We start from the raw sequence: 25,766 nt of genomic DNA on the forward strand, positions 1-25,766 counted from the left end.
GCCCGGTGGCTTGCGCTCCGTCATGGGGTCGATTCTCCCTCCCGCCCCGGGCCGGCGGGAGGGAGAATCGACCCCATGACGGAGCGCAAGCCACCGGGCGTCCCCTTCGAGTCCTGGGTCGACAAGCAGATCCGGGAGGCGGCGGAGCGCGGCGCCTTCGACAACCTGCCCGGCGCGGGCAAGCCGCTGGCCGGTCTGGACCGGCCCTACGACGAGCTGTGGTGGATCAGGGAGAAGATGGCCCGTGAGGGGCTGTCCCACCTCCCGGCCAGCCTCAGGCTGCGCAAGGAGGTGGAGGACGCGATGGACGCCGCCTCCCGTGCCCCCTCGGAACCCGAGGTGCGCCGCATCGTCGACGAGGTCAACGACAAGATCCGCACGGGCCTGCGCACCCCCATGGACGGCCCGCCGCTCAACCTCGTCCCGTACGAGGTGGAGGACGTCGTCGCGCGGTGGCGCGCGGAGCGGGGCTGAGGGCGCACACAGGCGGCCGCCCGCCGGTGGCCCGGGGCGCGGACAACTCGCGGCGGCCCGCTTCAGGTTCGCCCGGGCGGTCGGCGGGCCGGCGCCGGCGCCCCCGGTTGCGGGGCCCGGCGGGCTGAAAAATAGTCGGACTGTGAAAGGGCGGCCACGGGTCAGGTTCCCGGAGGGGCTCCGTGCGCGGTTCGCGGACCTGCCGGGGCGGGTGCGCGCCCTGCGGGCCGACACGGAGCGGCGGTTCCCCATCATCACCCGGCTCGCCGCCCGGCTGCTGAGCGTCAACGTGCTGGACGCCGCCACCCGGCTGGCCGCCCAGGCCTTCCTGACCGCCGTGCCGCTGCTGTTCGTCATCGCGTCCCTCGCGCCGGAGGGCGTGCGCAAGGAACTCCTGGACTCGCTGGTGCGGGTGCTGGGGCTCTCCGGTCCCGCCCGTGACCAGCTGCGCTCGGTCTACGAGTCCGATCCCGGGAACCTGCGGGGGACGGTGGGCGTGGTGGGCACGCTGATGGCCCTGCTGTCGGCGACGGCCTGCAGCCGGGCGATGCAGCGGGTGTGCGAACGCGCCTGGCACCTGCCGAAGTCGGCGGCGCGGATCGCGGCCTGGCGCTGGTTCGCCTGGGTGTGCGCGGCACTGCTCTACCTGGCGGTCCAGGGGCCGCTGCGGGAGGGCTTCGGCGCCGGCCGCTGGCTCGGCGTCCCGCTGTCCCTGGTGAGCGCGGTGGGCCTCTGGTGGTGGACCCAGCACCTGCTGCTGGGCGGCCGGATCGGATGGTGGCCGCTGCTGCCGGGTGCGGTGCTCACCGCGGTGGTCCTGGAGACGGCCGTCTTCGCCGCGCCGCTGTACGTGCCGACGGCGCTCAACCGCAGCCTGCAGACGTACGGCTCGCTGGGCTCGGTGTTCACCCTGCTGTCCGGGCTGATCGCGTTGTGCGTCGTGGCGACGGTGTGCCTCACCGTGGGCGCGGTGTTCCACGGCGACCAGCCCGGGGGCGGCGGTCAGGCGGCCGGTGAGCGCTCCGGCCGGTAGTGGGCGAGCGCCCAGATGATGAAGATGTCGAGCGCGATCAGGATGACCGACCAGAACGGCAGGTAGGGCAGGTACAGGAAGTTCACGATGATGCCCAGGCCCGCCAGGACGACACCCATGATGCGTGACCAGAGCGCGGCGCCGCTGAGCAGCCCCGTTCCGGTGACCACCAGGAGCACTCCGAGGACCAGGTGGATCCATCCCCACCCGGTCAGACTGAACTTGTAGACGTAAGTGCCGACGCGCGCGTACACGTTGTCGGCGGCGATCCCCGAGATGCCCTGGAAGATCGCCAGGACACCGTCGACCAGCAACAGGACGCCGGCGAAGGTGACCCCGCCGCTGACCCAACCGTTGCGGTGGTTGCCGGTCCTGGGTGTCGTGCCGGTGGCTGCCATGGCTGCCTCCTCGCGGTGATGGTGCTTCAGTGCCGCAGCGCCCGCTCCACCTGGGCCTTGACCGTGCCCGTCAGGTCGCGGTTGCTGCGTACCGTGGCCTCGCCGGACTTCTGCGGGGCCACGTCGGCGACGTTGACCACGGCGGCGTCGAGGAGGTTCCCGCTGGTGTCGCGGAAGGTCACCTCGACGGTGTACGTGGCCTGCTTGTCGCCGCTGTTGGTGGCCGTGACCTTGGTGGTGGCCTTGCCGCCCTCGACGGTCACGGGGTCGAGCTTGACGTCGTCCTTCGCGTTGACACCGTTCTTGATCTTCGCCAGCTGGGACTGCGCGGCGGCGGTCGCCGAGGCGACGGCCTCCGCGCCCTCGGACACCAGCGAGGACGCGGCGGACGCGGCCTTCGACGCCTTCTCGGCGGGGGTGCTGTCGTTGTCCGAGCAGGCGCTCGCGGTGAGCGCGACGGCGGACAGTACGACCGCCGCGCACACCGCGCGGCCCCGGTACGGCCTCGTCATTGCCTACCTCCACAGACTCATGCGCCTCAAATGGCACATAATTCACCATACGTATTAAATTGCCGTGTCGCGTGGTGAAGGAGAGGCGGCGGTGGCATGGCGGATTCAGCGCCCCGGAGGCGTGACGATCTCGCCGAACTGCGTGCCCGGCTGTCGGCACTGGAGGCGCGGGAGACCGTTCCCGCACACGCCGGACCGCAGGCCCCGCCGCCTCTCCGACGACGGCCGGTGCGGGCCTTCTTCTCCGCCCTGTTCATCGTCGTGGCCTGCGTCCTGGTGCCGCTGAGCGCGCTGGCGGTCTGGGTCGACTCCGAGATCGGGGACACCGACCGCTACGTCGCCACCGTGGCGCCCCTGGCGAGCGACCCCGCCGTCCAGAACGCCGCCGCCAACCGCATCACGTCCGTGGTGATGCAGCAGATCGACGTCAAGAGCCTCCTGGACGAGGTCGCCCCGCAGGACCGCCCCCGCCTGGACGAACTGCTGGGCCGCGTCTCCGGCCCCCTGACCAGCGGCATCCAGAGCCTGGTGCACTCGACGGCGGACAAGGTCGTGCGCAGCGACGTCTTCGAGAAGGCCTGGACCGAAGCCAACCGCAGGATCCACGACTCGCTGGACAAGGCGCTGACCGGCCAGGGAGGCGGCGCGGTCAAGCTCACCAACGACACCGTGGCCATCGACCTCGCCCCGGTCATCGACCGGGTCAAGCAGCGGCTGGTCGACGCGGGCCTGACGATCGCCGCGAAGATCCCCGAGATCCACACCGACTTCACCGTCGTCCGCTCCGACAAGGTCGGCAAGATCAGGACCGCCTTCCGGCTCCTGCAGCTCGCCGGTTTCTGGCTGCCGATCGTCGCCGTCGTCCTCGCGGCCGCGGGTGTGCTGCTCGCCGTCCGCAGGCGGCGCGCCCTGGTCGCGGCCGCGCTGGGCTTCTCGGCCGCCGCCCTCGTGCTCGGTGCTGCGCTGACCGTCTTCCGGGCGATCTACCTCGACGCGCTGCCCGCGAGCGTCGACCAGCAGGCCGCGGGGACGGTCTACGACACCCTGATCCGCTTCCTGCGCGGGACCGTCCGCGCCGTGTTCGTGCTGGGCGTCGTCGTCGCGCTGGGCGCCTGGCTGAGCGGGCCCGGGCGGTACGCCCGCCGCACCCGCGGGGTGTGGGAGTCCGTGCTGGGCGGCGCGGGCGACGCGGCGCACCGGGTGGGGCTGCGGACCGGTCCCGTCGGCCCCTGGCTCGTCCGCCACAAGGTGCTGGTCGGCTGGATCGTCGTCGCCGCAGGGGCCCTCGCGCTCGCCTTCTGGTCCTACCCGACCGGCTGGGTCGTCCTGGGGCTCGCCCTCGCCGTCGTGTTCGTCCTCGCCGTCGTGGAGTTCCTGGCCCGGCCGGACTGACCGCTCACCCGATCGGCCGCTCCGCGCTGCGCCGGGAAGGCCGCCGCCGGAGGCTGACGGGAGAGCCCGCCGGCGGAGGAGACCAGCCATGAGCCAGACGCAGCCGGCGGGCGGGCGATGACCTTCGGCCTGGCACGCGGCCAGGAGCGGCCCAGGGTGCCGCTGCGGCACGGCGAGGGGGACCGCTCCCTGCTCACCAGCGTCCAGGGGCTCGCCGCGCTGTCGCTGGACGCCCTCAGCTCGGTGGCGTACGGCCCCGAGGCCATCGTCCTCGTGCTGATCGCCGCCGGCACCGCGGCCCTGACCGTGACGCTGCCCGTCATGCTGGTCATCGCGGGGCTCCTGGTCGTCCTGGTCATCTCGTACGGGCAGGTCATCGCGGTGCACCCGGACGGCGGCGGCTCCTACGCCGTGGCCAAGAAGGACCTCGGGAGGCGGGTGAGCCTGCTCGCGGCGGGCAGTCTGGTCGTCGACTACGTGCTCACCGTCGCCGTCAGCCTGGCCGCCGGCGCCGCCAGCCTCGCCTCGGCGTTCCCCTCGCTCACCCCCTACCTGCTGGAGATCTGCCTGGGCGGGCTGGCCCTGCTCACCCTGGTGAACCTGCGCGGCGTCGCCGACAGCGCGCGGGTGCTGATGCTGCCCGCCGCGCTGTTCGTCCTGTCCATCGCGGGGATCGTCGTCGCCGGCCTGCTGCGCGACCACCCCGCGGCCGTCGTCGGCACCCCGCAGCCCGTCCATGTCACCGAGGCGCTGAGCGTCCTGCTGATCCTGAAGGCCTTCTCCTCCGGCTGCTCCGCCCTGACCGGGGTGGAGGCCATCGCCAACGCCGTGCCCTCCTTCCGGCCGCCCAAGGTGCGCCGCGCCCAGCGCACGGAACTGATGCTCGGTGCGCTGCTGGGGCTGATGCTGATCGGGCTGGCGTTCCTCATCCGCCGGGACGAGGTCGCCCCGCGCGGCGGCGTGACCCTGCTGGCCCAGCTGACCGCGGGCTCCTTCGGCACCGGGTGGCCGTACTACGTCAGCAACCTCCTGGTCACCCTCGTCCTCGGGCTGGCCGCGAACACCAGCTTCGGCGGCCTGCCGGTGCTGATGAGCCTGCTCGCCCGGGACAACCGGCTGCCCCACGTGTTCGGGCTGCGCGCAGAGCGGCCCGTCTACCGCTACGGCGTGGTCGCCCTGGCCGTGGTGGCGGCGCTGCTGATCACCGCCGTCGACGCGCAGACGCAACGTCTCATCCCGCTCTACGCCATCGGGGTGTTCACCGGCTTCACCATCAGCCAGACCGGGCTCGTCCGGCACTGGGCGGGGGCACGCCCGCGCGGCTGGGTGCGGCGCGCGGCGCTCAACGGGCTGGGGGCCCTGCTGACCGCGCTGGCCGGGGTGATCCTGGTGACCACCAAGTTCACCGAGGGCGCGTGGATGGTCGTGGTCGTGGTGCCCCTGCTGATGCTGCTCTTCGCACGCATCGAGCACTACTACGCGGAGGTCGGCAGGGAACTCGGCCTCGGTACCGTCCCCGACCGGCCGCGGCGCACCAACAGCCTGGTCATCGTGCCCCTCGGCGGGGTCAGCAGGCTCGCCCGGCACGCGCTGACCGCCGCCATCGCCCTCGGCGACGAGGTCGTCGCGGTGACCGTCGAGCCCGACCAGGACAAGGCGCGCGACCTGCTCGACACGTGGGCCCGCTGGCAGCCCGGCGTCCGCCTCGACGTCATCGAGAGCCCGCACCGCTCACTGGTGCTGCCGATCCTCTCCTACGTCCGCCGCATGTCGCAGGACGGCCGGCAGATCGCCGTCCTCATCCCCGAGATCCAGCCGCGCCACGCCCGGTACCGCATCCTGCAGAACCAGCGCGGCATCCTCCTCGCCACGATCCTGCGCGCCCGCACCGACGCCGTCGTCTGCCTCCTTCCGTACCGGCTGGACATCTGACCCGGCGCCCGCTCCCGGGGCCTGCTCGTGGCCGGGCGGTTGCGCCTACCATCGCGGCCGTGAGAACCGATGCGCACACGGGTGGCCGGGTCCTGGTCGCCGACGACGACGCGGCCATACGCCGGTCGCTGCAGCGGGGGCTGCGGCTGGACGGCTTCTCGGTGAGCCTGGCCGACGGCGGCAGGGCCGCGCTCGCCGCCGTACGCGAGGGGGCGCCGGACGTGGTGGTGCTCGACATCTCGATGCCCGACCTCAGCGGGATCGAGGTGTGCCGCGCGCTGCGCGAGGAGGACAACGACGTCCCGGTCCTGATGCTCTCCGCCCTGGACGAGGCGGCCGACCGGGTCGCCGGGCTCCAGGCCGGCGGGGACGACTACCTGGTCAAGCCGTTCGCGCTGCAGGAACTGGTGCTGCGGTTGCGGGCGCTGCTGCGCCGCCGTCCCCCCGCCGCGGGCGGGCGGGTGCGCGCCGGGGGCCTGCTGGTCGACCCCGCGACGCGGGAGGCCCGGCTGGACGGGGAGCCCCTGGCGCTGACCCGGCGGGAGTTCGAGCTGCTGGAGGTCCTCGCGCGCAACGCCGGGCTGGTGCTCACCCGCGACCAGTTGCTGGACCGGGTCTGGGGCTACGACTTCGACGTGCGCACGGACGCCGTGGACACCTTCGTCAGCTATCTGCGGCGCAAGATGGAGGCGGGCGGGCGGCCGCGGATCCTGCACACGGTGCGCGGCGTCGGCTTCGTCCTGCGGGACGACCGGGACGACCGGGGTGACCGGTCGTGAGGCTGTCCACGCGGGTGGCGCTCGCCGTGGGCGTGGTCGTCCCGCTGCTCGTCCTCGCCTCCGGGGCGCTGCTGATCCGGCTGGTCGCCGCCGACCTGCACGCCCAGCAGGACGCCCATCTGCGGGAGCGCGCCACGGCCGTCGCGACGGACGCCAAGGCCCTGCTGCGGGCCACCGCCGCGGACCGTCCGGCCGCCGAACAGGCCCGCACCCGCAGGCTGTTCAGCTCCGCCCTCGACGTGGGGATCCGGCTGACCGGTCCCGAGGGCACGGTGTCGGGCGGCCCCCAGCCGGACGCGTCGGCGCCGCTGCCCGCCCGCGCGTCCGCACCGGTCACGATCCGGGCCGGGGGTGCCCGCTGGCGCGTGCTGTCGGTACCGGTGAACGGCGGCCGCAAGGGGGTCCGGGGCACCTTGTGGCTGTTCTCGCCGGACGCCGCCACGAAGACCCAGCTGCAGCAGGTGCGCCGCCGGGTGGTGACGGTGGCGTTGCTGGCCGCCCCCGGGTCCGGGCTGCTGGCCTGGGCCGCGGCGGGCCGCGCCGTCCGCCCGCTGCGCCGGCTCCAGCAGCGCGCGAGCGGCCTCGACCCGCGCGTCAGCGCCGTCCGCCTGGACCACACCCCGGCCCGGATCACCGAGGTCGACGACCTGGCGCACACGCTGCAGACCGTGCTCGCCCGTTACGACGAGCAGGCCGCCAGGACCGGCGAGGCGCTCGCCACCGCCCGCTCGTTCGCCGCGGTCGCCTCCCACGAGCTGCGGAACCCGCTGATGAGCATGGGCACCAACCTCGACATCCTCGCCGGCCACCCCGGCCTGCCGGACGACGAACGCCAGGAGGTCGTGGACGACCTGCGCGCCGAACACGCCCGCGTGCTGGGCCTGCTGGTCATGCTGCGCGCCCTGGCCCAGGGCGACCTCGTCGAGGAGGACGCCTTCGGCCCGGTCGACGCGGCCGAACTCGTCGACGCCTCCGCGGCCGGCCTGAGGCGCCGCCACCCCGAGGCGCGGGTCGAGGTGACGGCCGCGCCGGGCCTCCTCGTCCACGGCTGGGAGCAGGGGCTGCGCTCGATGACGGACAACCTGCTGGCCAACGCCGCCGTCCACGGCCGCGCTCCGGGAGGGCGGCCCGACGTGGAGGTGCTGCTGCGGCGCAGCCGCGACGAGCGCGCCCCGGCCGTCGTCCTCACCGTCGACGACCACGGCCCCGGCATCCCGCCCGAGGCGCGGGCCGCCGTCTTCGCCCGCTTCCACCGGCGTCCCGACAGCCCCGGTTCCGGGCTCGGACTGACCCTGGTCGCCCAGCAGATCGCGCTGCACCGGGGGACGATCGCCGTGCTGGACCGGCCCGACGGCACGCCCGGCACCCGTTTCGAGGTGCGGCTCCCGCTCAGCGGCGTCCGCGACCCGGAACCGACCCTGCCGCTGCCGCGCCGCGACTGGCTGTCGGAACGCTCCGGGGAGCCACAAGGTTTCCACAAAGAGGGTCCCTAGCTTCCGTGGTGAAGGCGCTTCGCGCTTCCGACCCGAGGGAGGACCTCATGCGAGCCCGCACCACCGTCGTGGCCCTGGCCACCGTCGTCACCCTGCTGGGCCTCGCCGGCCCGGCCACCGCCGACAGCGGCAACCCGTCCCCGGCCGCCGCGCCCACCGGGGACGGCGCCAAGGGCCTGTGCAAGCGCGCCGGGAAGATCGACGCGCGCATCGACCGCGCGCTCAAGCGGCTGAACGGGCCGGTCACCCGGCGCGGTTCGGTCGAACGGCTGGAGAAGCGGGTCGCAGGCGCCAAGGCCGCCGGGCACGACGAGATCGCGACCTACCTCAACGACCGGCTGACCTTCCGCAAGTCCCTCGTGCCGACCCTGGAGAAGCGCCGCACCGACCTCGCGCGGGTCCGCAGCTGGTGCGCCTCCCACGACAACGGGGCCGCCTCGTGACCCGCCGCCTCGCGGCACTGGCCGTGGCCGCGGCGGCCTGCGCGGGACTGCTCACCGCCTGCGGCCCGTCCGGCGGTTCCTCCTCGGCCCCGACCGCCCCGGCAGCTCCGTCGGCTCCGGCGGCTCCGGCGGCTCCGGCGGCTCCGTCCGGTTTCTCCCGCATCGTCGACGGCGCGGAGAGCGCGGCCGCCGCGGCGGACGCCGACGCGGCGCGCGGGGACGGCTGATCAGGCCGGGTCGAACAGGGCGCTGACCGACTCGCCGTCGTGGATCCGCCGCACGGCCTCGGCCAGGGCGGGCGCCACGGAGAGCACCCGTAGCTTCTCGGTGTGCTGCTCCTCCGGCACGGGCACCGTGTTGGTGCACACGATCTCCAGCACGTCGGGCTGCTCCGACAGGCGCTTGAGGGCGCCCGCCGCGAACAGGCCGTGCGTGCAGGCGACGCGGACCGAACGGGCGCCGAGCTCCCGCAACCGCGCCAGCAGTTCCAGGACCGTGCTGCCCTTGGCGATCTCGTCGTCCAGGACGATCACGTCCCGGCCGGCGACCTCGCCGATCACCGATCCGATGCTGACCCGGTCGCCGGCGAACCGCTGCTTGGCCCCGGCCGCGACCTGCACCCCCAGCATCCGGGCGAAGGCGGCCGCCTCCTTGGCGTTGCCCAGGTCCGGGGAGACCACCGTGGTGCGCGACAGATCGTCGCCGCGGAAGTGGGCGGCCAGCTCGCGCAGCGCGTGCAGGTGGTCGACGGGGACGCTGAAGAAGCCGTGCACCTGCGGGGAGTGCAGGGTCATGGTGAGCACCCGGCTCGCGCCCGCCGCGACCAGCAGGTCGGCGACGAGACGCCCCCCGATCGAGATCCGGGGGGCGTCCTTCTTGTCCGAGCGCGCGTAGGCGTAGTGCGGCATGACGACGGTGATCCGGCCCGCGGAGGCGCCCCGTGCGGCGTCGCACATCAGCAGCAGTTCCACCAGGTGCTCCTGGACCGGGGCGACCAGCGGCTGGATCAGGAAGACGTCCCGTTGACGGCAGTTGGCCTGCAACTGCACTTCCAGGCAGTCGTTGGCGAAGCGGCTGACGCGCGCCGGGCTGAGCGGCACGCCCAGATGGGCGCAGAGCTCCGCGGCCAGTCGGGGGTGGGCACTGCCGCTGAAGACCGCGATGTCGCGCACGGGGTCATCCTAGGGGCCGGGCTCACCCAGACGGCGCAGCACCGTGTCCCAGTCGGGGGCGGGCGGCGGCACGCGCAGGGTTCCCACTTCGATGTCCTTGAAGCCGCTGGACGTCGACACGCACACCACGGGGCCGTCGAAGCGGTCCGCGCCGTACTGGCGGAGCCCGGCCAGCCCGGCCGCGGCGGACAGCTCCGTCCACAGGCCCGCGCGGGCCAGCTCGGCGCGCGCCGCGGCCAGTTCGGCGTCGGTGACGAGCAGGGCCTGGCCGCCGCTGTCGCGTATCGCCGGGACCCCGCGGTAACTCCCCACCTGGCAGGCGATGGAGTAGGCGGGCGTCGGGGCGACCGGCACGGTGACCGCGGGCAGTCCCCGGCGGAGGGCGGCGGCGAGCGGGCCGCCCGCGGCGGGTTCGCAGCTGAACAGGCGCGGGACGGCGGAGGTGAGGCCGAGGCGGCGGAGTTCGGCGAAGCCCTTGGCGATGCCGAAGAGCAGCTCCCCGTAGCCGGTGGGAACGAACACCGCCGCGGGGACGCCGACGTCGCCGAAGACCTCGTACGCGACGGTCTTGTAGCCCTCCGCGCCGAAGGGGTGCCCGGTGTGCGTCGGGGTCAGGTTGCTCACCGGGTGGAGGCCGTACTCCACGCTGATGCGGCGCACCAGCGGCCGGCGCGCTTCCACGGGCACGGGCAGCACCTCGGCACCGTAGGCGTGCAGGAAGGAGACGACCGCCGGGGGCGCCTGCGGGGAGGTGAGGACGACGCAGCGCAGTCCGGCCCGGGCGGCGTACGCGGCGGCGGAGGCACCGTGGTTGCCGGAGGAGGCGACGACGACGCCGGGCGCGCCGCAGGCGAGGGCCGCGCTGACCGTGCAGCGGTTGAGGCGGTCCTTGTGGCTCCAGGTCGGATTGCGCGACTCGTCCTTGACCAGGACGCCGCCGCCCAGGTCGATCAGTGGGGTGCCGCCCTCGCCCAGTCCCGGCGCCGCGAGCGGCGGCAGCAGGGGCGCCCAGCGGTCCAGGCCGTGCCGGGGGGCGGTGCCCGGGGTGCCGAACAGGCCGTCCGGGACGCGGTCGTAGGCGTAGTCGACCTCGACGGGGTAGGAGACGGTGTCCGTGCTGGTCCGCGGGCAGCCCTCCGTCAGCGGCGGCCACAGGGGGTAGCCGACGGCGGGGTCACCGAGCGAACGCTGGCCGACGGCCAGGGAGTCCGTTGCCACGCGTCCGAGGGTATGCCACAGGGAACGCCCCGGGCCCGGGGCCCACCTGGCACTTCACGTAGAGTGCGGCTGCTGTGCCCGACCGTTCCCGCCGACCTCCGAGGTGACCGTGATGGACGACGACGCGTCCGCCCCCGTGGCCGTCGTCGGGATCGGCGCCGACGGCTGGCCCGGTTTGCCCGGGGCGTCGCGCGAGGCGCTCACCGGGGCCGGGGTCGTCCTCGGCGGCCCGCGCCAGCTGGAGCTGCTGCCCCCCGAGGTGACCGCCGAGCGGGTCGCCTGGCCGTCGCCGCTGCGGCCGGCCGTGGCGGGGCTGATCGCGGCGCAGGCGGGGCGGCGGATCGCGGTGCTGGCCAGCGGTGACCCCATGTTCCACGGCATCGGCCGGACCCTCACCGAGGTGCTGGGAGCGGACCGCCTCCGGGTGCTGCCCCACCCCTCCTCGGTGTCGTACGCCTGCGCGCGGCTCGGCTGGGCGGTGGAGGACACCGACGTGGTGAGCCTGGTGGGGCGGCCACCGGCCACGCTGGCGGGCGCGCTGTACGACGGGCGCCGGGTGCTGGTGCTGAGCCGGGACGCGGACACCCCGGCCGTGGTGGCCGGGCTGCTGCGCGAACGGGGCTACGGCGCCAGCCGGTTGCGGGTGCTGGAGCAGCTGGGCTCGCCCCGCGAACGGATCCTGGACGGCACCGCCGGCGACTGGCCGCACCCGTCCGGCGATCCGCTGAACGTCGTCGCGGTCGAGTGCGCCGCGGCGCCGGCCTCCGCGCCGCGTCCTGGCCTGGTCCCCGGGCTGCCCGACAGCGCGTACGAGCACGACGGGCAGCTCACCAAGCGCCACGTACGGGCCGCGACCCTGGCCGTGCTCGCGCCCGCGCCCGGCGAGCTGCTCTGGGACGTGGGCGGCGGCTCGGGCTCGATCGCCGTCGAGTGGATGCGGGCGCACCGCACCTGCCGCGCGGTCACCGTGGAACGTGACGCCGTCCGCGCGGAGCGCATCGCCCGGAACGCGGCCGCGCTCGGCGTCCCGGCGCTGCGGGTGGTGACCGGCGCCGCCCCGGCCGCGCTGGACGGACTGCCCGTCCCCGACGCCGTCTTCGTCGGCGGCGGGCTCACCGCGCCCGGCCTCCTGGAGGCCTGCTGGGCGGCCCTGCGGCCGGGCGGGCGGCTGGTCGCCAACACCGTCACGCTGGAGTCCGAGGCCCTGCTCGCGCGGTGGTACGCCCGGCACGGGGGCGATCTCGTCCGGCTCGCCGTCGCGCACGCCGCCCCGGTCGGCGGCTTCACGGGCTGGCGCCAGGCCATGCCCGTCACCCAGTGGTCCGCCGTCAAACCCGCGGGAGTGCAGCCATGACCGTCCACTTCATCGGCGCCGGACCCGGCGCCGCCGACCTGATCACCCTGCGCGGCCTGCGGATCCTGGCGGCCAGCAAGGTGTGCCTCTACGCCGGGAGCCTCGTCCCCCGCGAACTGCTCGCCGAGTGCCCGCCGGACGTCCGGCTCGTGGACACGGCCCAGCTCACCCTCGACCAGATCACGCAGGAGCTGGTCCGCGCCCACGAGGAGGGCCACGACGTGGCCCGGCTGCATTCCGGCGACCCCTCCGTGTTCAGCGCCGTCGCCGAGCAGATGCGCCGCCTCGACGCGGCCGGCGTCCCGTACGACGTCGTCCCCGGCGTCCCCGCCTTCGCGGCGGCCGCCGCGGCCCTGAAGCGGGAGCTGACGGTGCCGACCGTCGGCCAGACCGTCATCCTCACCCGCATCGCGCAGCAGGCCACGCCCATGCCGCAGGGGGAGGACCTGGCGACGCTGGGCCGCAGCGGCGCGCTGATCGTGCTGCACCTGGCGGCCCGCTACGTCGACCGCGTGGTGGCCGAACTCACCCCGCACTACGGGGCCGACTGCCCGGCGGCCGTCGTCGCGATGGCCTCGCGCCCCGACGAACTGGTGCTGCGCGGGACGCTCGACGACATCGCGGAGCAGGTCAAGGCGGCCGGTGTGGTCCGCACGGCGGTCATCATCGTCGGCCGCACGCTGGGCGCGGAGCAGTTCCGCGACAGCCACCTGTACTCGGCCGAGCGCGTCCACCGGCACGCGGCGGACTGCGGCGCATCCTCCTAGGGTTCCCGCCCGGGGCCTCGGCCGAGGTCGTAGTCGAACCAGATCCGGTGGGTGCCGTCCTCATCGACCGCGAGCCCACCGGTGCCGGTGATGCCGGTCAGTGCGGCGGTGCCGCTCGTGGGGACGATGACGAAGAACTCGGCGGCGCGGTCGCTCCCGGAGGTCGTCGCCGAGTGCGCGAAGTTGAAGGTGCCCTCACGGCCGTTCAGCGTCCCCTCGAAGGACTCCATCGCCACGTACGTCCCGATGCCGCTCGCCTGGTCGTATGCGGCGGTGAACAGGGTCGACGAGCGGCCGGTGACCTCGCCCTCGAAGGTCTTCACGATCGTGGCGACCCCGACCGGGGTCCCGGTGGTCACGGCCGGCTCCGGCACGAGCTCGGTCGGCACGAATGCCGTGACGGTGAACGTTCCCGCGGCTCTCATGCGCCGAGCCTAGCGACGGGTCCGGGCCCGCGCGGCGGGTCAGCCGGCGCGGCCGACGATCGTCCCGGCGCGGTCGACGCAGATGACGTCGACGCCGACGGGGGCCTCGCGCAGGACGCCGACGGCGGTGCGGCGGGCGGCCTCGGCGACCAGGTCGCCGAGGGGGACGCCGTGGGCGAGGCACGACTGGACCGCCTGGAGGCCGGTGTTGGCGGTGGCGACGGCCTCGGCCAGGGCCTCGTCGGCGCCGCCGCGGCGGGCCAGGTCCGCGAGGAAGGCCTTGTCGACCTGGGAGCGGGAGGAGTGCAGGTCGAGGTGCCCGGCGGCCAGCTTGGACAACTTGGCGAAGCCGCCCGCGATGGTGAGCCGCGGCACCGGGTGGCGGCGCAGGTACTTCAGCACGGCGCCCGCGAAGTCCCCCATGTCCAGCAGCGCGTCCTCGGGCAGCCCGTGCACGGCGACGGCGACCTTCTCCGACGTCGACCCCGTGCAGCCCGCGACGTGGGTGCGGCCCGCCGCCCGTGCCACGTCCACACCGCGCCGGATGCTGTCGATCCACGCCGAGCAGGAGTAGGGCACGACGATGCCCGTGGTGCCGAGCACCGACAGCCCGCCGAGGATGCCGAGCCGTGGGTTCCACGTGCTGCGCGCCAGCTCCTCGCCGTCGTCGATGGAGACGGTGATCTCGGCGTCACAGGCGGCGCCGTGGCGGGCCGCGACCTCGGCGAGGTGGTCGCGCATCATCGTGCGCGGGACGGGGTTGACGGCGGGCTCGCCGACGGCGAGCGGGAGCCCGGGCCGGGTGACGGTGCCGACGCCGGGGCCGGCACGGAAGACGACCCCGCTGCCGGGGGCGCCGTGGCGCACGGTGGCCCGGACGAGCGCGCCGTGGGTGACGTCGGGGTCGTCCCCGGCGTCCTTGACGACGCCCGCGGTGGCCCAGCCGGGGCCGCGCTCCTCCACCGCCAGGGCGAAGGCGGGGCGCTGCCCCTTCGGCAGGGTGATCGTCACCGGGTCGGGGAACTCGCCGTCCAGCAGGGCGGTGTACGCGGCCGTGGCGGCCGCCGTCGCGCAGGCGCCGGTGGTCCAGCCGTGCCGCAGCCCGGTCCGCTCCAGCTGGGCGCTCCGGCCGCCGCTCACGGCGCACCGTAGGGTGCGGGGGTGACCGGCAGACAGCAGCACGTCCTCGTCCTGGGCGGCACCACGGAGGGACGCCGCCTCGCGGAGGCGCTGGCCGCCGAACCGGCGGCGTGGCGGGTCACCAGCTCGCTCGCGGGGCGGGTGGAGCGGCCGCGGCTGCCGCCGGGCGAGGTGCGCACCGGCGGCTTCGGCGGCCCGGCGGGGCTCGCGGCGTGGCTGCGCGCGCACGCGGTCGACGTGGTCATCGACGCCACCCATCCTTTCGCCGGGACGATGTCCTTCAACGCCGCCGAGGCGGCCTCGGCCACCCATGTTCCCCTGCTCGCGCTGCGGCGCCCCGGGTGGGTCGCCGGTCCCGGCGACCGCCGGCACCCGGTGGCCTCACTGGCGGAGGCGGCCCGGGTGCTGCCGGAGCTCGGCCGGCGGGTCTTCCTCACCACGGGCCGTACGGGGCTGGCGGCCTTCGCGGGGGTCACGGACCTGTGGTTCCTGGTGCGTTCGGTGGACGCCCCGGAGCCGCCGCACCCGCCGCGGATGGAGGTGCTGCTGGACCGCGGCCCGTTCACCCTGGACGGGGAGCTGGAGCTGATGCGCCGGCACCGCGTCGACGTGCTGGTCACCAAGGACAGCGGCGGCACCGCCACCGCGCCCAAGCTCGCGGCCGCCCGCGAACTGGGCCTGCCCGTGGTCGTCGTGGAGCGCCCGCCGGTCCCGGCGGGCGTCCCCGTCGTCCCGGACGTGCCGGGCGCGCTGGAGTGGCTCCGCGCGCGCACGGCCTGAACGGGGTCCCGGGCGTCAGGCCGGGTAGCGCCGCGGCGTCCACACCACCGTGGTGCCGTCGCCGCGCCGCACCGCCCTCGTCTGCGACGAGCCGACGAGCAGCACGCACCGCATGTCGACGGTCGCCGGGTCCAGGTCCTCCAGCGTCGTGACCCGTACGGCCTGCTCGGGTCCACCGACGTCCCGGGCGACGACCACGGGCGTCCCCGGCACACGGCCCTCGCGGAGCACCTTCAGCGCGGTCTCCAGTTGCGTCCTGCGGCTGTGGGAGGCCGGGTTGTACAGGGCGAGCACGAGGTCGGCGGCCGTGGCGGCGCGCAGCCGCTCCTCGACGACCGTCCAGGGCTTGAGCCGGTCCGACAGCGACACGACCGCGTAGTCGTGACCGAGGGGCGCGCCCGCGAGCGCCGCCGCCGACTGGGCGGCGGTGATGCCCGGCACGACCCGTACGCGGACGCCGAGGTAGGGCTCGGCGGAGGCGGCCTCCAGCACCGCCGTGGCCATGGCGAAGACGCCCGGGTCGCCCGAGGACACCACGGCGACCCTCCGCCCGCGCCGGGCGAGGTCGAGGGCGAACTCGGCGCGTTCGGCCTCGACGCGGTTGTCGGAGGCGTGCCGGGACTGCCCGGGGCGGACCGGGACGCGGTCCATGTAGGTGGTGTAGCCGACGAGTTCGTCCGCCCCGGCGAGCGCGGCCCTCGCCTCCGGCGTCAGCCACATCGGCCCGGCAGGGCCGAGGCCGACGACCACGACCTCGCCGTCCGCCGGGGACGGGTCGGGGGCGGGCCGTTCGTCGACGCGGCTGGGCAGCACGGCGACGGCGAAGTAGGGCACCGACTCCGGGTCGACGTCGGCCAGCATCTCCAGGCGCTCGGCGTCCATCGTGGCCCGCTCGACGTAGTGCGCGTCCGCCAGCCGCCCGGCGGTCCCCAGGGCCCGGCGCACGGCGGGGAACGTGCGGCCGAGCTTCATCACGGCCGCCGCGTCGGCGGTCGCCAGCCGGGCCGCCAGCTCCTCCTCCGGCAGCGTGCCGGGCAGGATCGTCAGGACCTCCTCGCCCTCCACCAGGGGCCGCCCGATGCGTGCGGCGGCGGCGCTGACGGAGGTGACGCCGGGGATCACCTCGGCCGGGTAGCGGTCGGCGAGCCGCTTGTGCATGTGCATGTACGAGCCGTAGAAGAGCGGGTCGCCCTCCGCGAGCACGGCGACGGTGCGCCCGGCGTCCAGGTGCGCGGCGAGCAGCTCGGCCGACTCGGCGTAGAAGTCGTCCAGCGCGCCGCGGTAGCCGCCGGGGTGGTCGGTGGTCTCCGTCGTGATGGGGTACATCAGCCGCTCCTCGATCTGCTCGGGGCGGATGTGCGCCGCGGCGATGGAGCGGGCGATGCTGCGGCCGTGCCGGGCGCAGTGGTACGCGATGACGTCGGCGGAGCGGATGACCTCCACGGCCCGCACGGTCATCAGGGAGGGGTCGCCGGGGCCGAGGCCCACTCCGTAGAGACGGCCGGTGGTCATAGGATTTCGCTTTCGGTCGCAATGGCGTTGAGGGCGGCCGCCGCCAGGGCGCTGCCGCCGCGCCGGCCCCGCACCACCAGGTGCTCCAGGCGCGAGGGGTGCGCGGCCAGGGCGTCCTTGGACTCGGCGGCGCCGACGAAACCGACGGGCACGCCGATGACCGCCGCGGGGCGCGGGGCGCCCGCCTCGATCATCTCCAGCAGGCGGAACAGGGAGGTCGGGGCGTTGCCGACGGCGACGACGGCGCCCTCCAGCCGGTCCCGCCACAGTTCCATCGCGGCGGCGCTGCGCGTGGTGCCGAGTTCGGCGGCGAGCGCCGGGACGGCGGGGTCGGAGAGGGTGCAGACCACCTCGTTGTCCGCGGGCAGCCGCTTGCGGGTCACGCCGCTGGCGACCATCTGCACGTCGCAGAGGATCGGTGCCCCGGCGCGCAGCGCGGCGCGCGCGTCCGCGACCACCGAGGGGCTGTAGGCCAGGTCCCGTACGAGGTCGGTCATGCCGCAGGCGTGGATCATGCGGACGGCGACCTGCGCCACGTCCGGTGGCAGGCCGTCGAGTTCCGCCTCGGCGCGGATGATGGCAAAGGACTGACGGTAGATCTCCGGTCCGTCCTTCTCGTACGCGGTCACGTCGTCCTCGGGGGTGGTGGGGTGCTGGTGCTGGCGCGGCGGGCGGTGTGCAGGGCGGCGGGCAGGTCCGCGGTGACGTCGGCGGGTTCGGCGGAGGCGGCGCCGGCCACGGCGACGCGGTAGCGGCCGTCGGCGCCGGCGACCGCGTCGACCCACGAGCCGTCCGGGTGGCCGCAGCGGCGTTCACAGCCGGAGAAGTGCACGGGCAGCAGGCGGTGCCCCGGTTCGGGGGCGGCGTCGCGCAGCGCGGCCCCGGCGTCGGCGCGTACGTCCGCCAGCGACTTGGCGCACCCGGGCCGCCCGGCGCAGGCGGTCACCCCGCGCCACGGGGAGTCCTCGCCCGTCAGGAACCCGGCGGCGGCCAGGCGTTCCAGCGCCTCGGGGGCCGCGTCAGCCGGGAGTCCCGGCAGGACGGCGCCGCGCCAGGGCGTGATCCGCAGCTCGCCTTCGCCGGAACGTGCCGTCTCCGCGAGGAGCCGCCAGGCCCCGGTGGTGAGGCGGCCCAGGCGTACGCCCACGGACAGCGCGCAGGTGGTTCCGCCCGGGTGCGGGACGGGACCGAGCCGGGGAGGGCCGCCCGCGGTGGCGTCCGAGGGGCCTGCGGGAGGGGCGCCCGCCGCGTGCAGCAGCACGGCGAGGGCGGTGCCGTCCGGGTCGATGTCGGTGACGCGCCAGGCACGGGCGCCGCGTTCGGCGGCGAGGGTGAGGAAGGTCTCCGCGGTGCGTACCGCCCAGCGCGGCGCGTCGTCGGCCGGTACCTCCGCGACGGGCCGCCCGGCGATGCGGAGTTCGGCCGTGGCGGTGCCGGACCGCGCGATCAATGTCACATCGGCGCCGAGCGCTGCGGTGTCACCGCGGCCGTCGTCGAGGGCGAACAGGAAGCGGCCGGAGAGTCCCGCGGCGGCCGGTGAGGCGCACAGCAGGGCGTCCAACTCGCGTATCCAGCCCCGCAGGTCGCCGTGGCCGCGGCCGTCGAGCCCGGCGAGCGGCGAGGCGACGACGTTGCGGGCCCGTTCGTGGGCCCACGAGGGCAGCAGTCCCACCGCGCCGAGCAGCGCCGCCAATTCCGTCCCCGCGCCGGGATCGCGCAGCCCGCGCACCTGCAGGTTCCCGCGGGAGGTGAGGTCGATGCGGCCGTCGCCGAGGCGGTCCGCGGCGGCCGCCAGGGCCTCGGACTGACGTACCGTCAGCAGCCCGCCGGGGATGCGGATCCGGGCCAGCGCACCGTCGTCGGCGGCGTGCAGCCGCAGTGCGCCGGGGCAGGCGTCGTCGCGTCCGCGCCCCGCCGTCGCTGCGGCGAAGGCGCCGCTCACGGGGGGATCGGAGGGCGACGGCATGGCCGCGAGCATACCCGCGGGGTACTCGGGGACCTACGGGCCGCGGGGCCCGTGCGAGCGGCCCAGCGCTTACTATGCTGCGCGGGCAGGTCACCCAGCCGCGCCCACGCCATCGACGGCATCAGCGGAGGAAACCGGTGCGATTCCGGTGCGGTCCCGCCACTGTCACCGGGGGCCGGCGCACGAGCGCCGGGCCTCGGGAGCCAGGAACTCCCGCCGTCCTCCACCGGCCCGGGGCGCGGACCCCGAGGAAGGCACGCCTGACGTGATCCTGCTGCTGTCGACCTCCGACACCGACCTGCTCAGCGCCCGCGCCGCGAACGCCGCCGGCGGTGCCGTCCCGTTCCGCTTCGCCAACCCCGCCCGGCTGGGGCCGGAGGACCTGCCCGGCCTCCTCGACGGCGCCGACCTGGTCGTCGTACGGCTCCTCGGCGGACGCCGCGCCTGGGAGGAGGGCCTGGACGCGCTGCTCGCTGGGCCCCGGCCGGTGGTCGTGCTCACCGGTGAACAGGCCCCGGACGCACCGCTGATGGAGCTGTCCACCGTGCCCGTCGGCATCGCGGCCGAGGCCCACGCGTACCTCGCGCACGGCGGCCCGGCCAACCTGGAGCAGCTGGCCCGCTTCCTGTCCGACACGGTGCTGCTCACCGGGCACGGCTTCGAACCCCCCGCCTCCGCCTCCTCCTGGGGCAGGCTGGAGCGCGCCGCGACCGTCACCGACGGCCCGCTGGTCGCCGTCCTCTACTACCGGGCCCACCACATGAGCGGCAACACCGCGTTCGTGGAGGTCCTGTGCACCGCGATCGAGCAGGCCGGCGCCCGGGCGCTCCCGCTGTACGTGGCCTCGTTGCGCGCGCCCGAACCCGAGCTGCTCGACGCCCTGCGCGGTGTGGACGCCGTCGTCACCACCGTGCTGGCGGCCGGCGGCACCCGCCCGGCCGACGCCTCGGCGGGCGGCGACGAGGAGGCCTGGGACGCGGGGGCGCTCGCCTCGCTGGACGTGCCGGTGCTGCAGGCGCTCTGCCTGACCTCCTCCCGTGGGACGTGGGAGGGCAGCGACGAGGGCCTGTCCCCGATGGACGCCGCGACGCAGGTCGCCGTCCCCGAGTTCGACGGCCGGCTGATCACCGTCCCGTTCTCCTTCAAGGAGGTCGACGAGGACGGCCTGCCCATCTACGCCGCCGACGCCGAGCGCGCCGCCCGCGTCGCGGGCATCGCCGTCCGCCACGCGCGGCTGCGGCACATCCCGGTCGCGGAGCGCCGTCTGGCGCTCGTGCTGTCCGCGTACCCGACCAAGCACTCCCGGATCGGCAACGCGGTGGGCCTCGACACCCCCGCCAGCGCGGTCGCGCTGCTGCGCCGGCTGCGCGCGGAGGGCTGGGACTTCGGGCCCGGGCACGAGATCCCGGGCCTGGTCTCCGGTGACGGCGACGAGCTGATCCGGGCCCTGATCGACGCGGGCGGCCACGACCAGGAGTGGCTGACCGAGGAGCAGCTGGCCGCCAACCCGGTGCGCATTCCGGCCGCCGACTACCGCCGCTGGTTCGCCGCGCTGCCGCAGGAGCTGCGGGACGCGGTGACGGAGCACTGGGGCCCGCCGCCCGGCTCGATGTTCGTCGACACCAGCGCCGATCCCGAGGGCGACATCGTGCTGGCCGCGCTGCGCCGCGGCAACCTGCTGATCCTCATCCAGCCGCCGCGCGGCTTCGGCGAGAACCCGATCGCCATCTACCACGACCCGGACCTGCCGCCCTCCCACCACTACCTCGCCGCGTACCGCTGGATCGCCACCGCGCAGGCCGACGGCGGCTTCGGCGCCGACGCGATGATCCACCTGGGCAAGCACGGCAACCTGGAGTGGCTGCCCGGCAAGAACGCGGCCCTGTCCGCCGCCTGCGGCCCCGACGCCGCCCTCGGCGACCTCCCGCTGATCTACCCGTTCCTCGTCAACGACCCCGGCGAGGGCACCCAGGCCAAGCGCCGCGCCCACGCCACCCTCGTCGACCACCTGGTCCCGCCGATGGCCCGCGCGGACTCCTACGGCGACATCGCGCGCCTGGAGCAACTGCTCGACGAGCACGCCGCGATCGCCTCCATGGACCCGGCCAAGCTGCCCGCCGTGCGCGCCCAGATCTGGACGCTGATCCAGGCCGCGAAGCTCGACCACGACCTGGGCCTGGAGGACCGGCCGCACGACGCGGAGTTCGACGACTTCCTGCTGCACGTCGACGGCTGGCTCTGCGAGATCAAGGACGCCCAGATCCGCGACGGCCTGCACGTGCTGGGCCAGGCCCCCACCGCCGCCGCGCGTGTCAACCTGGTGCTGGCGATCCTGCGTGCCCGGCAGATCTGGGGTGGCACCACCGCGCTGCCGGGGCTGCGCGAGGCCCTGGGCCTCGACGAGTCCGCGGCCACCCGCGTGACCGCGGACGCGGCCGAGGAGCAGGCCCGCGCGCTGGTGCAGGCCATGGAGGACGCGGACTGGGCGCCGGAAGCCGTCGCCGAGACCGCCAAGGGCCTGCCAGAGGACGTGGCCCGCGTGCTGGAGTTCGCCGCCCGGCAGGTCGTGCCGCGGCTGGCCCGTACGACGGACGAGACCGATGCCGTCGTGCACGCCCTGAACGGCGGTTTCGTGCCCGCCGGCCCGTCCGGCTCGCCGCTGCGCGGCCTGGTCAACGTGCTGCCGACCGGCCGCAACTTCTACTCCGTCGACCCCAAGGCCGTGCCCAGCAGGCTCGCCTGGGAGACCGGCCAGGCCCTCGCGGACTCCCTCCTCGCCCGCTACCGCGAGGACAACGGCGGCACCTGGCCGGAGTCGGTGGGCCTGTCGCTGTGGGGCACCAGCGCGATGCGCACCGCGGGCGACGACGTCGCCGAGGCGCTGGCGCTGCTCGGCGTGCGGCCGGTGTGGGACGACGCGTCCCGCCGGGTCACCGGCGTCGAGGCCGTTCCCGCGCAGGAGCTGGGCCGCCCGCGCGTCGACGTCACCCTGCGCATCAGCGGCTTCTTCCGGGACGCGTTCCCGCACGTCGTGGGCCTGCTGGACGACGCGGTACGGCTGGCCGCGGGCCTGGACGAGCCGGACGAGGTCAACTTCGTGCGCGCCCACACCCGCGCCGACCTCGCCGCGCACGGCGACGAACGGCGCGCCACCACCCGCATCTTCGGCTCCCGGCCGGGGACGTACGGGGCGGGTCTGCTGCAGCTGATCGACAGCCGCGACTGGCGCAGCGACGCCGACCTCGCCGAGGTCTACACGGTCTGGGGCGGCTACGCCTACGGGCGCGGCCTCGACGGGCGCCCGGCCCGCGAGGAGATGGAGACCGCCTACCGGCGGATCGCGGTGGCCGCGAAGAACACCGACACCCGCGAGCACGACATCGCCGACTCCGACGACTACTACCAGTACCACGGCGGCATGGTCGCCACCGTCCGCGCGCTGACCGGCCGTTCCCCCGAGGCGTACATCGGCGACTCCACCCGCCCGGAGACGGTGCGCACCCGCTCCCTGGCCGAGGAGACCTCCCGGGTCTTCCGCGCCCGGGTCGTCAACCCCCGCTGGATCGAGGCGATGCGGCGGCACGGCTACAAGGGCGCCTTCGAACTGGCCGCCACCGTCGACTACCTCTTCGGCTACGACGCCACGACCGGTGTCGTCGCCGACTGGATGTACGACAAGCTCGCCCGCACCTACGTCCTGGACCCGGAGAACCGCGCCTTCCTCCAGGAGGCCAACCCCTGGGCGCTGCACGGCATGGCGGAGCGGCTGCTGGAGGCGGAGTCGCGCGGCATGTGGGCCGAGCCGGACCCGGAGGTCGTCGAGCAGTTGCGGCAGGCCTTCCTGGAGACCGAGGGCGACCTGGAGGGCGGGGAGTAGGGCGCCGCGGGCGTCACCCGACGGTCGGCGCCGCCGAGGCCGGGGGCGGCGCGGCCGAGGGGTTGACGATGAGCGTCGGCTCGCCCGGGACGGGTGTCGGCGCGATCAGGTCCTTGGGGTCCGTGGTCGGACTGGCGGTGGTCTGCGCGACGATCGTCGGGAAGTCCACCAGCCCGGTCCGCTCCATGACGGTGATGTGGTCCAGCACGGTGTCGTTGGCCTGGTCGGCCAGCTGCCGTACGAGGCTGTTCATGGTCGTGGAGCGGACCTTGGCGATCGTGTTGAAGATCTGGCCGTGGGTCAGCCGCAGGATGTTGGCGAGCTTGCTGTCGAAGTCGCCCCCGGAGGCGGAGGACAGGGTGCCGAGGAAGCCCATCTGCTGCGGCGTGGGCTGGTTGGGCAGCGGTATGCCGAGCTGCGCGGCCACCGTGCGGTCGGCGCTGTCCAGTGCCGTGTGCCCGTCGATGAGGTGCCGCCCGGCGGTCTTGACCGCCTGGGTGGTGCCCTTCTGCTCCGCCATCTGCCCGGCGGGGAACTCCCACAGCCCGGCGAGCCGCACCTTGACGACGAATTCCCGGTCGAGGGGGGTCAGCGGCCCGTACGGGGTGGTCACCGCCTGCGCCTCGGGGGAGGACGCCGCGACGTTCGCCCCGGACATCGCCGGGTACACGAGCGCGGCGATCGTGCACACCAGCGCTCCGGCGACCAGGGCGGTCCCCGCCGTGAACCGGTTGGCCTTCATCGCGCCTCCTGGGTGGGTCGGGATCCGTACGCGCTTCCGGACGGTAGGGCCCGTCGCGGCGCGGTGGTACTCCTGCGCGATTTCCCTGAGCGCGGGCGGTGGTTGTTGGTACGGTGCAATCTTTCGCCTGTGCAACGGAAAGTGCCCGGGGCGGCGCGGGCATGTCTCCCCCCGGTCTTGGGCGGGGCGACGGCCCCCCGTAACGCGGACGTCGGCCGGGAGCGCGAGCCTGGGCGCATGGACGCCACCGCGCTGGCACGTTCCCTGCTGGAACCGGTACCGGCCCATCGGACCGCGGGGATCCAGGTGCTGCGGGCCGAGGACTCCGCCGCCGAGGTGGCGCTGGACACCCCGCACGGGCTGACCAACGTGATCGGCAGCCTGCACTCCAGCGGGCTGATCGCCCTGCTCGACGCGGCGGGTCTGGCCGCGGTGATCGCCGCGGTCGAGGGCCCGGGGGAGTTCGACGGCGTGGTGCCGCTCGGGGCCGCGGCGACGGTGGAGTTCCTCGCTCCGGCACGCGGCCGGCTGGTGGCCTCCTGCGCGCTGGACGAGTCCGCGCGGCACACGCTGCGGGGCGTGCTGTCCGGGGACGGCGACCGGGCACGGCTGGCGACGGTCGCGGAGATCAGGGACGCGACGGGCGCCGTGGTGTGCCGCGGAGGCTTCGACTGGAGCGTCCGCCGGGTCCGCCGCGCCTGACCGGGAAACGCCCGGCGAACATCCGACGGCGGGACGGGGAAGGCGCCGCCGGGGCCCCGGCGGCGCCGTACGGTGACCGCACTGCAGGAGAGATCACCGGGGAGCGGGGCGAGAGGTGGGAGACTGGCTGAGCGCCGACAACGTGGTGGCGGTGCTGACCGCGCTGCTCGGTCTGGTGGTCTCCGTCGGCGTGGTCTGGTACGAGCGCCGCGTCCCGCGCCGGCGGCGCATCGGCTACCGCGTCCAGATGGACACCCCCATCGGCAGCGACGACCCCGACGGCGGGGGCGGCGGCCGCAGCGTACGGCTCGGGCTCTTCAACGACCTCCCCGACATGTCGGACGCCACGCTGGTCCTGATCCGGGTCGAGAACGACGGCGGCGAGGCCGTCACCGACACCGACTACACCAACCGCGACCCGGACCGGGCGCTCACCGTCGTCTTCGCCGGCCGCACGGTACGCGGCGTGGCCGTCACCGAGGCCGATGCCGGGCTGCTGATGGACCACTTCGCCCCCGCGGGGGACACCGGCGGCGTACGGCACCAGGGCAACGTGATCCACCTGCCCCGGGTCCCCCTCAACCGGGGCCAGCACTTCAAGCTGCTCGTGCTGCTCACCGGCGGCCACGTCGGCGGCGGCGTCCGGGTCACCGGCGGCGTCCGCGACGGCGTGGTGGTCCCCAACAAGGCCATGCCGGTGGACGCCAAGCCGCCGCTGTTCAGCCGGGCCGCCCGGTGGATCACCATCCTGCTCACCCTCTGCGTGACCGTCCTGGCCGGCATCATCGTCGTCCGCGAGGACCCGCCGCCGCCCATCGGCTGCGCCGCCGGACGGCTCACCGTCACCGGCTCCACCGCCTTCGCCCCGGTCGTGGACGAACTCGCCCGCCGCTACGCCGGGGACTGCCCCGACGCGAGGATCACGGTCGACGCGCACGGCAGCAACGAGGGCGTCCGCGAACTCGCCGACACCCGGGCCTCCGGCGTCGTCGCCCTCTCCGACGGCCCCAAGCCGGACGGCGAGCCGCGCCTGGAGGAGAACCGCGTCGCCGTCTCCGCCTTCGCGCTGGTCGTCAACGACGACGTCCCGGTCCGGGACCTGACCGTCGAGCAGATACGGCGCATATACAGCGGGTCCGTCGTCAACTGGAGGCAACTGGGCGGCCCCGACCTGACCGTCCTCCTCGTCAGCCGCAACGCGGACTCCGGCACCCGCGACCTGTTCCGCCGCCACATCCTCGGCGGCCACGGCGAGCCCGCCTTCACCTCGCGCGACTGCCGCACCCGCAACTCCCCCGACGACAAGGCCATCCGCTGCGAGCTGGACAGCACGGAACAGGTCCTCAAGACCGTCGCCCGCCTCCCCGGCGCCATCGGCTACGGCGAACTGCGCGCCGCCACGGCCTCCCAGGGCCTGCACACCCTGAGCATCAACGGCCGCACCCCCACCCCGGCCGCCATAGGCGACAGCAGCTACCCCTTCACGGAGATCGAGTACGCCTACACCTACGACCGCCCCGCCACGGGCTCGCTCGCCGCGAGCTTCCTCACCTACATGATCCGCGGCGCCGGCCAGGACGTCGTCAAGTCCCACGGCCACCTCCCCTGCTACAGCCCCGAAGGCCTGGAACGCTGCCGCCGCTGACCCCCGCGCC

General features: G+C 75.0%; 24 protein-coding genes and 1 riboswitch. Of the genes, 14 read left to right on the forward strand and 10 right to left on the reverse strand.

Going from position 1 to position 25,766, the window contains the following annotated elements:
- The first annotated feature begins 75 nt into the window (after positions 1-75).
- Both PV341_RS26325 and PV341_RS26330 read left to right on the forward strand, forming a co-directional pair.
- Entirely contained in the window at positions 76-474 is a 399-nt protein-coding gene (locus tag PV341_RS26325) for a DnaJ family domain-containing protein (protein ID WP_500359133.1), read from the forward strand.
- Positions 475-616: 142 nt separating this feature from the next.
- Positions 617-1,507: a YhjD/YihY/BrkB family envelope integrity protein gene (locus PV341_RS26330; protein ID WP_500322442.1), complete on the forward strand. Its 891-nt coding sequence runs from the start codon at positions 617-619 to the stop codon at positions 1,505-1,507.
- On the opposite strand, the gene PV341_RS26335 is transcribed toward PV341_RS26330, so the two are convergent.
- Positions 1,477-1,905, reverse strand: coding sequence for a DUF7144 family membrane protein (locus tag PV341_RS26335; protein ID WP_499512780.1), 429 nt, complete (start codon positions 1,903-1,905; stop codon positions 1,477-1,479). The two genes, PV341_RS26330 and PV341_RS26335, sit on opposite strands and share 31 nt — an antisense overlap.
- A 26-nt stretch (positions 1,906-1,931) precedes the next feature.
- Positions 1,932-2,417, reverse strand: a complete 486-nt coding sequence (locus PV341_RS26340) for a hypothetical protein (RefSeq protein ID WP_500322443.1) — start codon at positions 2,415-2,417, stop codon at positions 1,932-1,934.
- 96 nt (positions 2,418-2,513) lie between these two features.
- Here PV341_RS26340 and PV341_RS26345 point away from each other — a divergent pair, with 96 nt between their 5' ends.
- From PV341_RS26345 to PV341_RS26370, 6 genes are all read left to right on the forward strand, one after another.
- Positions 2,514-3,809, forward strand: coding sequence for a hypothetical protein (locus tag PV341_RS26345; RefSeq protein WP_500359134.1), 1,296 nt, complete (start codon positions 2,514-2,516; stop codon positions 3,807-3,809).
- Between the two features lie 117 nt (positions 3,810-3,926).
- Positions 3,927-5,741, forward strand: a complete 1,815-nt coding sequence (locus tag PV341_RS26350) for an APC family permease (protein WP_500322447.1) — start codon at positions 3,927-3,929, stop codon at positions 5,739-5,741.
- 59 nt (positions 5,742-5,800) lie between these two features.
- On the forward strand, positions 5,801-6,520 hold the full coding sequence (locus PV341_RS26355; RefSeq protein WP_500322448.1) for a response regulator transcription factor: 720 nt from the start codon (positions 5,801-5,803) through the stop codon (positions 6,518-6,520).
- Complete coding sequence (locus PV341_RS26360) at positions 6,517-8,013, forward strand: sensor histidine kinase (protein ID WP_500359136.1); 1,497 nt, start codon at positions 6,517-6,519, stop codon at positions 8,011-8,013. The genes PV341_RS26355 and PV341_RS26360 overlap by 4 nt, the downstream gene beginning before the upstream one ends.
- Positions 8,014-8,060: 47 nt before the next feature.
- Positions 8,061-8,456, forward strand: coding sequence for a hypothetical protein (locus PV341_RS26365; RefSeq protein ID WP_500322450.1), 396 nt, complete (start codon positions 8,061-8,063; stop codon positions 8,454-8,456).
- Positions 8,453-8,683, forward strand: a complete 231-nt coding sequence (locus PV341_RS26370) for a hypothetical protein (protein WP_500359137.1) — start codon at positions 8,453-8,455, stop codon at positions 8,681-8,683. Before PV341_RS26365 ends, PV341_RS26370 begins: the two co-directional genes overlap by 4 nt.
- On the opposite strand, the gene PV341_RS26375 is transcribed toward PV341_RS26370, so the two are convergent.
- Positions 8,684-9,628 carry a ribose-phosphate diphosphokinase gene (locus PV341_RS26375; protein ID WP_500359138.1) on the reverse strand — a complete coding sequence of 315 codons (945 nt, stop codon included), beginning with the start codon at positions 9,626-9,628 and terminating at the stop codon, positions 8,684-8,686.
- Between the two features lie 9 nt (positions 9,629-9,637).
- On the reverse strand, positions 9,638-10,846 hold the full coding sequence (locus PV341_RS26380) for a threonine synthase (RefSeq protein ID WP_500359139.1): 1,209 nt from the start codon (positions 10,844-10,846) through the stop codon (positions 9,638-9,640).
- A gap of 112 nt (positions 10,847-10,958) precedes the next feature.
- Here PV341_RS26380 and cbiE point away from each other — a divergent pair, with 112 nt between their 5' ends.
- A complete protein-coding gene (gene cbiE, locus PV341_RS26385) occupies positions 10,959-12,200 on the forward strand; it encodes a precorrin-6y C5,15-methyltransferase (decarboxylating) subunit CbiE (RefSeq protein ID WP_500359141.1) in 1,242 nt (413 codons plus the stop codon).
- Entirely contained in the window at positions 12,197-12,967 is a 771-nt protein-coding gene (gene cobM / locus PV341_RS26390) for a precorrin-4 C(11)-methyltransferase (RefSeq protein ID WP_500322456.1), read from the forward strand. The genes cbiE and cobM overlap by 4 nt, the downstream gene beginning before the upstream one ends.
- Here cobM and PV341_RS26395 read toward each other — a convergent pair.
- Positions 12,964-13,392, reverse strand: a complete 429-nt coding sequence (locus PV341_RS26395; RefSeq protein ID WP_500359142.1) for a DUF3224 domain-containing protein — start codon at positions 13,390-13,392, stop codon at positions 12,964-12,966. The two genes, cobM and PV341_RS26395, sit on opposite strands and share 4 nt — an antisense overlap.
- Positions 13,393-13,431: 39 nt before the next feature.
- Positions 13,432-14,532, reverse strand: coding sequence for a cobalt-precorrin-5B (C(1))-methyltransferase (locus PV341_RS26400; protein ID WP_500322460.1), 1,101 nt, complete (start codon positions 14,530-14,532; stop codon positions 13,432-13,434).
- Positions 14,533-14,553: 21 nt separating this feature from the next.
- Here PV341_RS26400 and PV341_RS26405 point away from each other — a divergent pair, with 21 nt between their 5' ends.
- On the forward strand, positions 14,554-15,312 hold the full coding sequence (locus tag PV341_RS26405) for a cobalt-precorrin-6A reductase (protein ID WP_500322461.1): 759 nt from the start codon (positions 14,554-14,556) through the stop codon (positions 15,310-15,312).
- A gap of 15 nt (positions 15,313-15,327) precedes the next feature.
- Here the strand turns inward: PV341_RS26405 and PV341_RS26410 are convergent, their stop codons facing one another.
- From PV341_RS26410 to cobG, 3 genes are read right to left on the reverse strand one after another with little or no spacing between them, the layout of a single operon-like run.
- Positions 15,328-16,824 carry a precorrin-2 C(20)-methyltransferase gene (locus PV341_RS26410; RefSeq protein WP_500322463.1) on the reverse strand — a complete coding sequence of 499 codons (1,497 nt, stop codon included), beginning with the start codon at positions 16,822-16,824 and terminating at the stop codon, positions 15,328-15,330.
- Entirely contained in the window at positions 16,821-17,453 is a 633-nt protein-coding gene (locus PV341_RS26415) for a precorrin-8X methylmutase (protein WP_500359143.1), read from the reverse strand. The genes PV341_RS26410 and PV341_RS26415 overlap by 4 nt, the downstream gene beginning before the upstream one ends.
- Positions 17,450-18,790 (reverse strand): precorrin-3B synthase, encoded by a 1,341-nt coding sequence (gene cobG, locus PV341_RS26420; protein WP_500359144.1) that lies wholly within the window; start codon positions 18,788-18,790, stop codon positions 17,450-17,452. The genes PV341_RS26415 and cobG overlap by 4 nt, the downstream gene beginning before the upstream one ends.
- 127 nt (positions 18,791-18,917) lie before the next feature.
- Positions 18,918-19,003, forward strand: a riboswitch (cobalamin riboswitch).
- Between the two features lie 52 nt (positions 19,004-19,055).
- Between cobG and cobN the strand changes: the two genes are divergently transcribed.
- Positions 19,056-22,667 (forward strand): cobaltochelatase subunit CobN, encoded by a 3,612-nt coding sequence (gene cobN, locus PV341_RS26425; RefSeq protein WP_500359145.1) that lies wholly within the window; start codon positions 19,056-19,058, stop codon positions 22,665-22,667.
- 13 nt (positions 22,668-22,680) lie between these two features.
- Here cobN and PV341_RS26430 read toward each other — a convergent pair whose 3' ends face one another.
- Entirely contained in the window at positions 22,681-23,409 is a 729-nt protein-coding gene (locus PV341_RS26430; protein WP_500359146.1) for a DUF4142 domain-containing protein, read from the reverse strand.
- A 237-nt stretch (positions 23,410-23,646) separates the two neighbouring features.
- Here PV341_RS26430 and PV341_RS26435 point away from each other — a divergent pair, with 237 nt between their 5' ends.
- Together PV341_RS26435 and PV341_RS26440 are read left to right on the forward strand one after the other, a co-directional pair.
- The gene (locus PV341_RS26435) at positions 23,647-24,111 is read left to right on the forward strand and encodes a DUF4442 domain-containing protein (protein ID WP_500359147.1); all 465 of its coding nucleotides are present in this window, start codon (positions 23,647-23,649) and stop codon (positions 24,109-24,111) included.
- A gap of 115 nt (positions 24,112-24,226) precedes the next feature.
- Positions 24,227-25,756 carry a PstS family phosphate ABC transporter substrate-binding protein gene (locus tag PV341_RS26440; protein WP_500359149.1) on the forward strand — a complete coding sequence of 510 codons (1,530 nt, stop codon included), beginning with the start codon at positions 24,227-24,229 and terminating at the stop codon, positions 25,754-25,756.
- Positions 25,757-25,766 lie beyond the last annotated feature (10 nt).

Origin of the sequence: Streptomyces sp. PA03-1a, assembly GCF_033792805.1 — a bacterium.
In the GTDB taxonomy this organism is placed as follows: Bacteria; Actinomycetota; Actinomycetes; order Streptomycetales; family Streptomycetaceae; genus Actinacidiphila.